The 14,739-nt window shown below is 35.6% G+C and carries 12 protein-coding genes and 3 tRNA genes; 6 read left to right on the top strand and 9 right to left on the bottom strand.

The window, feature by feature from the left end:
* Positions 1–586 (bottom strand): hypothetical protein (locus Q0992_RS00270; RefSeq protein ID WP_299519053.1); only part of this gene is annotated, 586 nt, incomplete at its 3' end.
* A 193-nt stretch (positions 587–779) separates the two neighbouring features.
* On the opposite strand from Q0992_RS00270, the gene Q0992_RS00265 reads away from it, so the two are divergent.
* Together Q0992_RS00265 and Q0992_RS00260 are read left to right on the top strand one after the other, a co-directional pair.
* Positions 780–2,795, top strand: coding sequence for a tetratricopeptide repeat-containing sensor histidine kinase (locus Q0992_RS00265; RefSeq protein WP_299519052.1), 2,016 nt, complete (start codon positions 780–782; stop codon positions 2,793–2,795).
* Positions 2,796–2,798: 3 nt separating this feature from the next.
* Positions 2,799–3,464 carry a response regulator transcription factor gene (locus tag Q0992_RS00260; RefSeq protein ID WP_299519050.1) on the top strand — a complete coding sequence of 222 codons (666 nt, stop codon included), beginning with the start codon at positions 2,799–2,801 and terminating at the stop codon, positions 3,462–3,464.
* Between the two features lie 57 nt (positions 3,465–3,521).
* On the opposite strand, the gene Q0992_RS00255 is transcribed toward Q0992_RS00260, so the two are convergent.
* Positions 3,522–3,710 (bottom strand): hypothetical protein, encoded by a 189-nt coding sequence (locus tag Q0992_RS00255; protein WP_299519048.1) that lies wholly within the window; start codon positions 3,708–3,710, stop codon positions 3,522–3,524.
* Between the two features lie 234 nt (positions 3,711–3,944).
* Between Q0992_RS00255 and Q0992_RS00250 the strand changes: the two genes are divergently transcribed.
* The gene (locus Q0992_RS00250) at positions 3,945–6,941 is read left to right on the top strand and encodes a tetratricopeptide repeat protein (protein ID WP_299519045.1); all 2,997 of its coding nucleotides are present in this window, start codon (positions 3,945–3,947) and stop codon (positions 6,939–6,941) included.
* 333 nt (positions 6,942–7,274) lie between these two features.
* Here the strand turns inward: Q0992_RS00250 and Q0992_RS00245 are convergent, their stop codons facing one another.
* The 7 genes from Q0992_RS00245 to Q0992_RS00215 form a co-directional block, all read right to left on the bottom strand.
* Positions 7,275–7,475 (bottom strand): hypothetical protein, encoded by a 201-nt coding sequence (locus Q0992_RS00245; protein ID WP_299519043.1) that lies wholly within the window; start codon positions 7,473–7,475, stop codon positions 7,275–7,277.
* Positions 7,476–7,531: 56 nt separating this feature from the next.
* On the bottom strand, positions 7,532–7,783 hold the full coding sequence (locus tag Q0992_RS00240; RefSeq protein WP_299519040.1) for a hypothetical protein: 252 nt from the start codon (positions 7,781–7,783) through the stop codon (positions 7,532–7,534).
* Entirely contained in the window at positions 7,780–8,355 is a 576-nt protein-coding gene (locus Q0992_RS00235; protein ID WP_299519038.1) for a hypothetical protein, read from the bottom strand. The genes Q0992_RS00240 and Q0992_RS00235 overlap by 4 nt, the downstream gene beginning before the upstream one ends.
* Positions 8,352–9,443, bottom strand: coding sequence for a site-specific integrase (locus Q0992_RS00230; RefSeq protein WP_299519035.1), 1,092 nt, complete (start codon positions 9,441–9,443; stop codon positions 8,352–8,354). Before Q0992_RS00230 ends, Q0992_RS00235 begins: the two co-directional genes overlap by 4 nt.
* Before the next feature lie 297 nt (positions 9,444–9,740).
* Positions 9,741–9,814: transfer RNA gene (locus Q0992_RS00225), tRNA-Arg, on the bottom strand.
* A gap of 137 nt (positions 9,815–9,951) precedes the next feature.
* Positions 9,952–10,026: transfer RNA gene (locus Q0992_RS00220), tRNA-Pro, on the bottom strand.
* A 76-nt stretch (positions 10,027–10,102) separates the two neighbouring features.
* Positions 10,103–10,189: transfer RNA gene (locus Q0992_RS00215), tRNA-Ser, on the bottom strand.
* A 195-nt stretch (positions 10,190–10,384) separates the two neighbouring features.
* On the opposite strand from Q0992_RS00215, the gene Q0992_RS00210 reads away from it, so the two are divergent.
* From Q0992_RS00210 to Q0992_RS00200, 3 genes are all read left to right on the top strand, one after another.
* Positions 10,385–11,422 carry a ligase-associated DNA damage response exonuclease gene (locus Q0992_RS00210; RefSeq protein ID WP_299519032.1) on the top strand — a complete coding sequence of 346 codons (1,038 nt, stop codon included), beginning with the start codon at positions 10,385–10,387 and terminating at the stop codon, positions 11,420–11,422.
* The gene (locus tag Q0992_RS00205; protein WP_299519029.1) at positions 11,419–13,008 is read left to right on the top strand and encodes an ATP-dependent DNA ligase; all 1,590 of its coding nucleotides are present in this window, start codon (positions 11,419–11,421) and stop codon (positions 13,006–13,008) included. Before Q0992_RS00210 ends, Q0992_RS00205 begins: the two co-directional genes overlap by 4 nt.
* Positions 13,005–14,739, top strand: a 1,735-nt coding sequence (locus Q0992_RS00200) for a DEAD/DEAH box helicase (RefSeq protein ID WP_367277926.1), incomplete at its 3' end; no start/stop codon positions are given. The genes Q0992_RS00205 and Q0992_RS00200, both read left to right, overlap by 4 nt.

Raw genomic sequence — 14,739 nt, 5'->3', positions numbered from 1 at the left:
TAGTATATATATTTTTACACACTTCTATTTTGCTGGCTAAATATATACCGCTTGCATTTTGTTCTCCTTCAATACTCAGAAAGCTACCTATAGGAACTTCTTCAAAATCCAAAAAGCTCCTTCCTTTACTGCAATTACAATCATCACTTCCTTTACACTTAATTTTTGACTTGTCAGAGAGTTTGACTTTTCGGCCATCGACAAAAGCGATATCATCTTCCAGAAGTTCAAAAACACCTTGAAATTTATTAGAATCCTCTTCGCTTTTAGGAATGATTACCTTGGTTAAAACTCTTTTTCTGTTTTTAATGATGAATTCGATATTCACAGTACTTCCGGGGAATATTTTACTTTTGTCGATAGCTTTCTTTTTTTTCTTCAGGAATTTAGTATCATTTGTCACAAGGAAGTAGAACTCTTCATCATCGAAATTCACAGTCATTTTTTGGTAAGGTGAAGAAAATTCGAAAATAGTGACATCCTCCCATGTTTCTTTATCCTGAGCATATGAAATGTTGTAAAATAGATACAGAATAATAGTTAAAAGCTTGGGCCCATTTGAGATTGAAAATAAAGTTTTCATCATTTAAATTAATTTTATTAATTGAGGCTTTAAATTTGAAATGGGGCTTATTTTAGTACTCTGCTTGAAGTACTTCAATGTGTATATGCAAGATTATTAATTAACTGATTTCAAGTCAATAAGGGTATTCCCTTAAATCTGAAACTATGATGTTTTATCATAATTTTCAGTATCTTAGGCACGAGTTATCAATGCCATGTTTAAATCTATTTCTTTAGCCCTTTTCTTGCTTTTTAGCCTTGTCGATGTTCAAGTGTCTTGTGCCCAGAAGAACGCCCAAAACCATCTTTTCAACTTGTTAGAAAATGCCGATAGTTTGTCAATGCAAAAGCAATTGGATAGGGCAGAAGAATTATACCAAGAAGCGATGGATATATCACTTAAAGCGCAAAAATTGGATACTGTGGTATTGCTGTACAATAAACTTGGGATTTTGAAATGGAAAGGAAAAGACTACCAAGCAGCTGAAAACCTGTATAAGGCTGGATTAAAATTTGATACTATCAGTAAGGCAGCAGCAGATTTCTACTACAATATTTCACTTACAAAAAGGAAAATCAAACAGCGGGACAGTTCGTTGCACTACCTTAATAAATCTATTGAATTATACGATCAACTAGGTGGATCTAAAGGTGCTTATAATGTGTACCTTCATGCAGGAAGAATTTATAAAAACCTTCAACAGTATGACAAATCATTAGAATATCTGTTAAGAGCTTTCGACGGGTTTACGGAGCTAAATGATCTAAAAAAACTCGCTTCAACAGCAGAAGCTATCGCACAAATTCAGGATAAGCTTGGGAATTCGGAAAAGGCATTTACCTATTACTATCAATCAATACGCCACAGACAAAGTATTGGAGATTCAGTAGGCCTTGGGATTAGCTACCATAATATTGCCATTGCACATAATTCAAAAAAGAATTACGACTCTGCAGTGTATTATTATAATAAAGCTTTAGACCTTAAACAAAAAGGCACCCTGTCGTATGCTAAAACCCTTTTTAATCTAGGCCTTACCCAGTATTTAAAAGGCAATATTGAAAGCGCCAAAACTGCATACCAAATGTCCTTGGAAACCAAAATCAAACTAAGGGATACACTTTCAATGTTTTATAACATCAATGAATTGATACTCGTAAACATTGAATTAGGGAATTTTGAAGACGCTAAAAAGCATATAGACCTGTCCAATATTCTGTTAAGTCGAATAGAGGTTCCAGCGGCCAGGTATAGGAATTTTGATTTGCAGTCCTACTACTATTATGAGGTTGGAGATTTTAAATTGGCTTACGAATTTCAAAAGAAATATGCCAAATTATATAGAACTGTATTTAATGCTCAACAAGCTGAAATTGTCCAAGAACTGCAAGAAAAATACGAAAGTGAGAAGAGAGAGAAAGAAAACCTTAGCCTCAAGCTCCAGAATAAAGACAACTTATCGCTAATAGGTGTCCAGCAAAGCAAAATCAAAAGAGACGGAATAGTAATCATCTTACTTGGATTGTGTGCGTTGTTGCTGCTTTTGGCATATCTTTTTATGAGACAAAGACAGAATATGCTAAAAAAGCAGCAAGAGTATGTACGATTGGAAGCCATTTATGAAGGACAAGAAACCATTAAACGGAGTATAAGTAAAGATTTACATGATATTGTAGGATCCAATCTATCGGGCATTAAGTTGAAGCTAGAAGCTTTGGCAAGTGCAAAGGAGAAAGAAAAATTGCGAGAAAATATTATAGATGGCGTATCTGAAATCAATGAGCAGGTAAGGTTAATATCTCATCGTTTGTCGCCATTGGATGAGAACATTAAGAAATATAAGTTGTCTGATATTATAGTATCTCGCCTCTCGGAATTTAAACATTACAATCACATAGATATTGAACTCAATAATGAAATACCTGAGACCATGGATAACCTACCTATTGACGCCCAGACTAATTTATATGGGATACTCTTGGAAGTATTGAGCAACATTTCGAAGCATGCCAAGGCTACTTTGGTTGAAATCGTAATGAAAAAAAAGTCATCGGATGACTTTCAGCTTATAGTAAAGGATAACGGCATTGGTTTTGACGTTTCAAATGTCAAGGGTATAGGGCTAATCAATATTGAACAAAGGGCAAGTTTGTTGAGAGGAACAGCACATGTAATGCAATCAGAAGATAAGGGTACCATTTTCAACCTCAAATTTCCACTGAAGGGATAGACTATGAAAAAACAGATTGACATTTTAATAATAGACGACTCCATAATGTTTGGTGAGGGTATTAAAGAGTTGCTTGGGCAAAACCAGATGATTGGTTCGATAGAGTGCACCTCAGGCCAAAAGGAAGCCTATGAGCTATTAGATAAGAAAGACATAGATATAATTCTCTTAGATTTGAATTTTGACTCAAATGAATTTGACGGGTTTACTATCGCCCACTACGTAAAGCGAACCTATCCGTCAATAAAAGTCATTGTTATTACACAACATGCAAAAATTGATCATTACAATGTGCTGATAAATGAGATTGGAGTTGATGCCTATTTGGATAAACGGATGTCTGTGAATCAACTTTATATAGCCATAAAGGAAATTTGCAACAATAAAGTGTACATAGATCCAATGATAAAAAAGGTGTTGGATTCTGGCAAGTGGTTAAAAATTACGCCAAGAGAAAAAGAAATTATTGAATTAATGTGCAAAGGGCATTCTCAAAAGCTGATTGCTGACAGGCTATTCATAGACATAAAGACTGTAGAGTCACACTTAAGGAATGCAAGAGAACGCTATGGCTTTAATAATTCAGCTGAGTTGATAAGTGAATATTTGAGTTATAAAAATTCGTTTCGTGAAAATTATAAGGGTACGACATCGCCATTTAGGAAATAAGGAATAAAAAATGCCCGCTGCAAAGCGGGCATAAAAACCGGTTTCATTAATAGCTATTTACCCTCCAGAGTTTGGCTCTGAATCAGGATCCTCGGTTTCTGTTTCGGGATCACTTGTGGTCCCTTCAGATTCGTCGTTCAACTCAGTTCTAGGTTTAGATTCGTATATGGAGTCGTCAGGCTCACACCCTGTGGCAACAAATAAGATCACAAAACAAAGAACAAGTACATGAATTTTTATATTCATTTTGACACTTTATTTAGGCCCCTCGATGATGTCTAGAAAATCAAGGAGAAGGCGTTAAACTTGGTGTCTTGCAAGACTCGTGGCTTTACCGATATTTAGGCCTTTTCGGATAAAGCTTAGGTCAAAAGTAGAGTAAAGGCCTGCTTTTATTTAAGTGGCTTCATTGAGGCCGCATGTGGTTTCATTGAAATTCAAAAAAAACGACGTATATAATTGATAATCAGGTAGTAGTGTATGAGTTTTTATCCATCAGAAAATGAAGTAAAGTGTATTCTTTTCTTAGTGAGAAAAATTCGTAAGGAGGTTTTTCAAAATAAGAAGCGTATAACATTAGAGTATTGTAATGATAATGCTAATGAAATAACGAAATTTTATTCTATTTCTAATCCAAAACTAAAAGTAAGTGGGAGAACTGTATTCGAATTAATGAAATATGAGAAGAGCCCCATTAATACTTCTTTGATTACTCTGAATACCCTGCTTGGCTATGCATTGCAAAACCCTGATGTTGACTTTCAACAGTTCAGTGCATCTGAACGGCATGAAAAGGGAGAATACTCAACTTTTCTAAAAGGCAATGAGAAGTGGATCAAGAAGTTTCTGAGATTACACGCTTATGCGAAGACGCCTGAAGGGGAATACAACTTTAAACTTCCAAGGCCTTCAAATAATTCAAAAAAAGAAGCTCCTAAGATAGAAAAAATGTCCAGCACAAAGGAAACTTCAAACAATTCAAAAAGAGAATACCCTCAGGTAAAAAAAGCATCCACTGCAAAGGAAACTCCAAATAAAATCTTTCTGAATATTGGGGGTAAAATGGAAGTCATTGATACCAAAAATGTATATAAGAAAAGAAAGCATAAAATACCTCTCGAGCTCAATACCATACCAGATATACAGAACAGTAACCTTGTGGGTAGGCATAGAGAGTTACGAGAGGTTAAAGACAAACTGGATACGACAGAACAAGTAGTATTAATCAATGCCATGGGAGGGGTAGGCAAGACAACGATGGCAAAGTATTTTATCAAGCATTTCAGAAATGACTATGAATATGTGGCATGGATCGATGTCAAGACGACATTAAAAGAAGCTATAATAATCAATACGGAACTGCTGGACAGCCTAGGCCTAATTAAGGCTGCTAAAAAAATTGCCAAAGGCAAATACTGGGCGGATCAGCTTTTTCAATTGATCATTAATAATATGCGACGATTAAAGAGTAAGACTGACGGTAAGCAGAATTTAATTATTATCGACAATGCCAAGGAAGATATGGAGCATTCCAAAATACTTGATGCCATTAGTTTAAGACCGCATTGGAAAGTTTTGGCAACTTCTAGGGAAAAATTGTACGGGATGGACGAGTACCAATTGAATCCCTTATCTCCCAAAGATGCAAAGGCATTGTTTTATTTACATTATAGGAAAGAGCGAGATGATGATGTTGTAGATCGAATTCTTGAAATTATTGACTACAATACCCTTTTAATTGATGCGATTGCCAAGACGAGTAATGCTCGACGTCATGGCCTAATGGAGGTGTTGGACGGGCTAAAAAAAAAAGGACTGGATATTCCCAAAGGAACGAAGATAAATCTAGCCCATAACCATAACCAAAGAGTTTATGACGTACTGGCTTATTTGTTGGACGTGTTTGCGATAGGTGAATTAAATGAACAAGAACGATGGTTGATGTTGCAGTTTTCGGTACTCCCTTCCACACCTTTGGACTACGACGGAAATAATGGAGAAAGCCTTATGTCCTTTTTGAGTCTACGAGACCACAAAGAACGGAAGGACTTATATACAGATGCCCTGAATGAACTTGTAAAATATGGATGGTTGGAATGGGATGAGCGTAACGACAGGTTTCGCATGCATCAGTTTCTTCAAGAAGTCATTAGGCGGAAACTGCACCCAAATGTGAAATCCATTGATGTATTGTTGAATAACCTGAACAAGCTACTATCGTATCATGCTGAGAAAGAGGATATCATTGACAAATTTAAATGGATGCCTTATGGCGATAGTTTAGTCGAGAAAATCAACGAAGATAATTTAAGCTTGTCGGTGCTCAAAAACAACATGGCCTTGAGATATAAAGATCAAGGAAACTATAAAAAAGCAGATTCTTTGTTGAATGATGCCATCAGTTCAAATGGGAGATTGTTAAAGGCAGGTCATTATACCCTAAATAAATACAAAGGAAATCTCGCAATGGTCTATATAGATCAAGGCCAATACAGCAAAGCAAAAGTATTACTAAATGATGCGATTAAGGGTAATACTCAGAACTTTGAGAAGAATCATGAACGAAACTTAGACTTACAAGTTTTGCTTTTTAAATTGATGTACAATATTGGTGAAGAACGAGATGCAGTTGACCTTCACAACGAGTTTATACAAGACTATATTGAGGCATTTGGAAAAGAGAGTCGAAAAGTGTTGAATGTCATGTCAAATTTGGCCAGTGCATATGAGCGTTTGGGCAAATATGATGAAGCCAAAGACATATTTGAGGAGGTCTTGGAGCAATTGAAACAAATACTGTCGATTAATCATTCTGAAGTTTTAAGGACTAAGAACAACTTGGCGACTGTATTCAAGGCTCTGGGAGACTATGATGAGGCCATTCAACTCTTTGATGAAGCCAGAGTTGGGAGTGAATTAAAGCTAGGGAAGAATCATCCAACAACCATTATGTATACTGCCAATTTATCCACGGCTTACCGTGAAGCCAATCGTTTGGAGGAAGCCAGGGAATATTCTGAAATAGCTCTTAATGACCAAATAGCACATTCTGGTTACAAGCATCCAGATGTGGCCACTAGGCATTCCAATCTTGGCATTATTTATAGAGAACTGAACCTTCTTAAAGAAGCCAAGTTAGAATTCCAAATAGCCTCAGCCATCTATGAAATAGTATTCGGTCCAATTCATCAAAGGGTGGCTCTGGTTAATGCATTATTGTCCACCGTACTCAATAAACTCAACCAAAAATCAGAGGCAATCCAAATTCTGAAGAACTCAATAAATACCCTAATCAAGGTTTATGGCGAACATCACATTTCTTTAGGAACGCGTTATAGCGATCTCGGTGATATATGTACACAAAAAAAGGACAAACAGTTATATTATAATAAAGCCTTATCTATTTATCTCAAGCATTTTGATGAGCACCACAAATGGGTGAAGATTGTAAAAGATAAACTCAGACAATTAAATTAATTCTTAATTCAATTAATTATGTCATCGAATTGATTTTTCACCTTACATTATTACAATTGCTCATAAAATGCACTATTGTTTGAAGTAATGAGAAAACTACTAGTTAACTTTCAAAAGTGTAAAAAGAATCAATTTCTAGCGGTTATATCAAAACAGAAAATGATATATACTGGCAAGACTAATTTTGATTATAGTTTGCTTATTCTTGATTTTTACTATACGAGTTTTGTGTCTTTTAAAAATATAATACAATGAATTTAGATAATTCTTTTTGTGCCTTCACACCTGTTGTTAGGCTTTGATTTTTTAACTACATGCATAATTAGCCTTCCTCTAATCAACAATTCCATTTTTAATTACTCTTAAAACATCGGAGTAACTGTAAAAGATACGTCTGCCCACTTTTGCCTTTCTGATATCGTAATCTTCGGCAAATGTGGCCATTGTAGTGTTACCATAGCCGAAAAATTCTTTAACCACTTTGCGTGGTATCCAATCACCAAGAATCTTGGTTGTATTAATTTCTCTTTCCATGACGTTATTTTTTTCAAAATTCAGCATTTAAGTTGATCTATCATGAAATAAAAAAACTACAGTTTAAGAATACTGTTAACTGTTACAACACGATGTTGTCTTTTGTTATAATAAGATTCCTCTATTGTTTTTTCATAATCATTTAAAAGCGCTTTGTTTCTAAGAATGATCTTTAACAAATAATAAAATTCAAATTTAAAATCGCCTAAATGAAATTCCTCCTGATATATTTCAAAATTAATCTCATTTAACTGTTCAAATAATATTTTATAAATAGTCTTATGAGGGTAAGCATATATATGCGTCATTGCACATATGTTTTTTTTGATAGATTAAAGTCTATCATGGGGTCTTGTTTCTTTATCGATTCCATGAAATGGTATATACTTTCAGTAAAATCTTTTAGTTGGTCGGGAAAATTCAAATTACGTCGTTGTCGATTCACTTTTTTATCTACCTCTAAAACATCAATGTTCAGTTCTTGTCCTAATTTATCTTTTATGAAGAAATCACTATATAATTTGAAATATGGCCATACTAATCGATAAGGAAAGAAATACTTCGATTTTATTTGATGTTTGACAAGCTTCTCAAACAACGAATGATGATCTATAAACTTTGGTAATATGTATTTACCTAATCCTAAGGACTTAATCGCTTCGTAAATAGTATCGTTTTTGTAATATGATAATTCAGATATGATATCTCCCAACATCATAAATCTTTCATAGTTGTCGTAATTTTTTAGACGCCCCTTTATCGCATTCAATCTATCAATTAAATCATTTTGTTTTAACATTAGATCATTAATGGACATTAAGACGTAGTCAGCTTCCTTCTGCTTTAAGTCGTCTAGAAATTTTCTCTTTTGTTCATTCATTTCAATAGTTTTTTAAAATGTTTCTGCAATCTTTTTTTGGCTTCATTCAAAATGGGCTCATCCACTAAGAAATAATGACTATCCATATCGCTTGAACGCGTATGACCCATCAATGTCTTAACCACTAATCCTTCTCTAATACCTGATTCATGTATGGACTGTCGAAAAAATCGTCGCGCTGAGTAACTTGTTACATTATAATTTATTCCAGCTTTAATAGTAATTATTTTCAGGTTAAAATTCAACTTATCCAAACTGCGCTTTGGTAAAATACGGTCTTCAGGGGTCATTCCTTTATACTTCAAGACAATTTCTTTGCTCTGTTTTATTAAGTATTGTTTAGTGCTCACATTTGATTTTTTTCTATAGATATGAAAGTATCCATTTTTGATATCTTCATAGCGCAAGTCAGTGGCATCACAATAGCTTAGACCAGTAAAACAAATAAATAGAAACAAATCTCTGTAAACGTCCAATTTAGAATTTTCAGAAAAATCTAAATCAGCAATTCGTTTAAAATCCTTATTAGTAAGTCTAGGTTTATGTGTGTGTTTTTGGGTAGCACGTACGCCATCGAATGGATTAATACTAATCACCTCTTCTTGCTGTAGCTTGGCAAAGAAAGGTTTAATATTTTTAATAACACTATTAACGGATTGGCCTTTAAGAGCAACTTTACCAAATTTATCGTTGGGGTGTTTTAAATAGTTTAAAAATTTGTTAGCATGAGTTCTTTTAAATTGATCGATATGAAGTTTCTTTAGCCTAGAATACGAAAGAAATTTACAAAAGTGATTAATAGATTTCTTATAATTTTTCTTTGTTTCTTTAGCTTTGTCACGATCATTTAAAATGTCATTTTGGTAAAAGTCGATAATCGCATCAATCAGATAAACCTCTTCAATAGGTTTGTTTTTATTAAGTAAATAATCTCTTATCTCGCTCGAACGAATTTTATTTAGGTCAGTGAAATTTGCTCTTAGGAAATAATGAAACTCATTTTCAATTTGATTAAAGAGTAAATTGTAGCTCTTGAATTTCGATTGTTTAGAATCAAAGCGTTGAGAAGCAGAAATCCAATATTTCAAATCGGATTCTTCCACTCGTATCAGATCAAGACAGCCTTCAGATTTTTTTAAATTATGGATTACTCTTAAGTAAATAGGGTAGCGGTTATCCGTTTTACTTTTCTTGTTTTTGTTGATGAAAAACTTAATACTTGTACTCATAGTTTTTGGTTTTAGGTGAAATATAATTTCACTAGGTGAAACATAGGTGAAATAAAAAAGTGACATTCACCGAACCTCAACGAAACCAAGAGAAACAAAAATCCCCGTCGTTACTGGCGTAACGCGGGGAAGTGAAAAATAGTGAAAAATAAAAAGTGATCGCGACAGGATTCGAACCTGTGACCGTCTGCTTAGAAGGCAGATGCTCTATCCAGCTGAGCTACGCGACCATTCAGGGATTACTTCATTGTATTCAGTGATCCTGAAAAATGTACTGTTGCAAATTGAAGCAATACTTCAATTCAATGAATCTCACAGCTCTTTTAAGAAAGTATACTTTCTACAAGAACTTTTGAGCTTCATTTTGTCGGGGTGGCAGGATTCGAACCTGCGACCTCCGCGTCCCAAACGCGGCGCGATAACCGGGCTACGCTACACCCCGGACTGAGCGTCAAAAATGTCTAGTAGACATTTTTAGCGAAAGGGCCAGCTGGCGCGCTGGCTTTTCTTGCTCACTCTGGCGGAGAGACCGGGATTCGAACCCGGGCAACACTTACGCGTTGACAGATTAGCAATCTGCTCCATTACCACTCTGGCACCTCTCCAATCAATATTAAGAACATTTCTTAAAAATTGCGGATGCAAATGTAACTTATCATATCAAAGAACGCAACAATTTTGTTCAATTTTTTGATAAGTGTAAGATAATTTTATCGCCAATCTCAGGTTTAAAACCAAATAAAAACTTTAACGTAATTTTACTATTGGTATTTTAACATTTTCAATAGCTTCGTTACGCTATGTCAAAGGAAAACCAACTCGTTAAATTCACAAAAAAAGGCATCTATTGCCCACAAGGCAATTTTTATCTTGACCCATGGTATCCTGTTGACTATGCTATAATCTCACACGGTCATGCCGACCATGCACGTTGGGGCATGAAACGGTATTTGTGTACGGATGACTCCAAAACTATTTTACAACATCGTTTGGGTGCTGATATATCTATTGAGAGTATACCATATAAAAAAGAACTCACCATCAACGGGGTAAGGGTGAGCTTTCACCCAGCAGGTCATGTTATTGGTTCTGCGCAAATACGACTGGAATATAAAGGCTATGTCGTTGTCTTTACAGGTGATTACAAAACACAACCAGATTTTATTACCACGCCTTATGAGCCTTTGAAATGTAATACCTTTATTACAGAAAGTACCTTTGGTTTACCGATTTACAATTGGAAATCTGAAGAGGAATTACGAGACGACTTACACTCTTGGGTAAGAACCAACCAGTCGAATAACAGAACATCTGTATTTCTGGGCTATTCCCTAGGTAAAGCACAACGTTTGCTGTCACTGTTAGATGGATGTGATAATATCTATGTACATCGCTCAATTCATAATTTAAATGAGGCTATTTTAAGTTCAGGCATTACACTTCCTAAGACCAAATTATGGTCAGTTGATTTGGATAAAAAAACCCTTCAAAACAAAATCATTATTGCGCCACCAGCTATTCTAGGTTCTCGAATGTTAAAGCGATTGCCAAATCCAGCCACTGCTATTTGTTCGGGTTGGATGCAAATAAGAGGGAATAGACGTTGGCAGGCCGTAGACGCAGGATTTCCCGTTAGTGACCATGCTGATTGGAATGGCTTAATTTCTGCTGTTAAAGCATCAGAGGCAGAACAAGTTTATGTCACTCATGGTTCGCAAGCTGTCTTTTCTAAATATCTAAACGAGATAGGAATTAAAGCTAACGAATTGATTACCGAATATGGTGATGAGGCACTAGCAAAGGCAGAAGCTGAAACAGATAAAGTGACTGTAGAATGAAGCTATTTTCAAACTTAATCAGTGCTATAGAAATCACCAATAAGACCAGTGCTAAAATTGAGGCTTTGGTCAATTATTTTAAGATAGCACCAGATAAAGACAAGCTCTGGTTGATAGCCTTATTCACAGGCAAACGACCATCACGACCAGTAAAGACGACTTTGATGCGAGAGTGGTGTATGGAAATCACTAATTTACCTGAGTGGCTATTTTTAGAAAGTTATAGTACCGTAGGTGATTTAGGAGAAACCATGGCGTTATTATTACCAGAACCTAGCCATAAATTAGATTTATCGTTACACGAATGGATGACCGAATTAAAGACATTAAAATCAAAATCTGATAAAGAAAAGAAAGCATTTGTTTTAGAAGCTTGGTCTGGCTTAGACCAGCAAGAGTGTCTTATTTTCAATAAATTAATCGGAGGAAGTTTTAGAATTGGAGTGTCTAAAAAAACCTTGGTCAATGCTTTAGCAAAACTTACTAATATTGATGCCAATCAACTTATGCATAGTATTATTGGTAATTGGGAAGTGGATACTATTTCATTTGAAGAATTGATTCATGGCAGTCATATAAATTATGATAATTCAAAACCGTACCCTTTTTGTTTGGCTTATGCTTTAGAAAAAGAATTATACGAATTAGGTGAGTCAAATGATTGGATTATAGAGCAAAAATGGGATGGAATTAGAGGGCAGATTGTAAAGCGGAATAATGAAATCTATATCTGGTCAAGAGGTGAAGAACTGGTGACGAAACAGTTTACTGAATTGGTAGAAGCGGTGAACAATTTCAAGGATGATTTTGTTATTGATGGTGAGATACTAGCGATGAAAGACAATGATGTGTTGCTCTTTAATGATTTACAAAAACGTCTGAATCGAAAAAATGTAACCAAAAAGCTACTAGAAGAAGTGCCTATCGGTTTTTACGCCTATGATATTCTAGAATATAATGGTGACGACATCAGAGAACTACCTTTTGAAGATCGACGCAAACGACTTGAATCTATATTTGGTTCGATAGCTTTACCAGAACATGTTCAATTGTCTTTCTTAGTTGAATTTAATAAATGGGAAGAGCTACATTCTATTCGAAATAATTCCAGAGCCATAAATAGTGAAGGCTTAATGCTGAAGCAGAAAAAATCACCATATCACACAGGTCGAAAAAAAGGCGATTGGTGGAAATGGAAAGTAGACCCCTTAACTATTGATGCCGTTATGATTTATGCACAAAAGGGTAGTGGACGACGAAGTTCAAAGTACACAGACTATACCTTTGCGGTAAAAAAAGATGATGCTTTGGTCACAGTCGCTAAAGCCTATTCAGGATTAACTGATAAAGAAATTACCGAAATATCGCAATGGGTGAATAAGAATGCGATTGAGAAATTTGGTCCTGTAAGAACCGTGAAGCCCGAATTAGTTTTTGAAATTGCTTTTGAAGGCATTGCGCTTAGCAATCGACATAAATCTGGTGTAGCCTTACGTTTTCCACGTATATCCAGATGGCGAAAGGATAAACCAGCCGATGAAATAGATACGATTGAAACCGTTAAACAATTAATCACAGCACCTTGAGTCAGTTTAGAGATAGCGAAGGTTTGCGAATAATGAATAATTGGATGGCAGAAAAGGGGCATGCACCCTTCCCATTTCAATTACAGACTTGGCAACGTTATGCCAATGGCTATTCCGGAATGGTGGTCGCGCCAACGGGATTCGGTAAAACCTTTTCGGTGTTTCTTGCTGTAGTCATCGATTATCTAAATCATCCTAACAGATATCCTAAAGGCTTAAAATTACTTTGGATTAGTCCTTTACGGTCCTTAGCTAAAGACTTAGCAAAAGCTATGACGGAAGCAGTAGATGATATAGGATTGGATTGGTCGGTTCAAGTTAGAAATGGTGATACACCAACGGCGGTAAGACGTAAACAAGAGCGTATGATGCCAGATGTTTTACTAACCACACCAGAAACCATGCATTTGTTGTTTTCACAGAAAAAAAATTCGAGATGGTTTAAAGGTGTTAAATGCGTCGCTATTGATGAATGGCATGAACTCATCGGTAATAAACGTGGTGTGCTTACTGAATTAGCTATTTCACAATTACGGTATTATTCACCCAAATTATGTATTTGGGGAATTACAGCCACGATTGGCAATTTGGAAGAAGCCAAACAGGTATTGTTACCTTATTCAGACCTAAAAATAACCCAAGTAATAGCAAAGCAACAGAAAAAATTAGATATCATTTCGGTCCTACCAGACGAAATTGAGGTATTACCTTGGGCTGGACATTTGGGTGCTAAGATGGTTGATAAAATCCTTCCTATTATTGCCTCGAATACCACTACCTTAATTTTTACAAATACAAGAGGACAAGCGGAATTGTGGTATCAGCTATTACTCAATGCCCAGCCGAATTTGGCGGGTTTATTAGCTATTCATCATGGTTCAATCGATAAAAAACTTCGTAATTGGATTGAAGATAATATAGTATCAGGCTATTTAAAGGCTGTGGTTTGCACGTCTTCATTGGATTTAGGTGTAGACTTTAAACCCGTGGACTGTGTGATTCAAATTGGTTCAGTGAAAGGTGTCGCACGCTTTATGCAGCGTGCTGGGCGTAGTGGTCATTCTCCCTTTGAGCGTTCAAAAATTTATTACATCCCAACACATTCTTTGGAATTGGTTGAAGTTTCTGCATTAAAAGAAGCCATAAAAGAAAAGCAAGTAGAATCAAGAGAACCAATGGTTCTAACATTTGATGTTTTGGTGCAATTTATGGTAACCTTAGCAGTTGGTGAGGGTTTTAATGCTGAAGAACTGTTTTATCGTATACAACAAACACAGGCTTTCCAATATATGACAGAAGACGACTGGCAATGGTGTTTGCATTTTATTACCAAAGGCGGAAAGACCTTGAATTCTTATGAAGAATTTCATAAAGTTATTTTGGACGAAGATGGTAAATACAAAGTAAAAAGCAGACGTATAAGCATGTTACACCGTATGAATATTGGTGCCATTGTTAGCGAAGTCAATGTGATGGTAAAGTACATGTCTGGTGGCTATGTTGGTATGATTGAAGAATTTTTTATTTCAAAACTAAAACCTGGTGATAGTTTTATTTTGGCTGGTCGAATATTAGAGTTGGTTCAGATTAAGGATATGACGGTATTAGTAAGACGAAGTAAGGCCAAGAAAGCAGTGTCACCAAGCTGGTTAGGTGGTCGTTTGCCTTTAACGTCACATTTAAGTCATTACCTAAGACTGAAATTGTCAGATGCTTTGCAACCTGGGCGCT

The organism is Winogradskyella sp. (genome assembly GCF_028289625.1).
Lineage (GTDB): Bacteria > Bacteroidota > Bacteroidia > Flavobacteriales > Flavobacteriaceae > Winogradskyella.
Note: the sequence above shows the minus strand (reverse complement) of the source record. Positions and strands in the feature narration are given on the sequence as shown.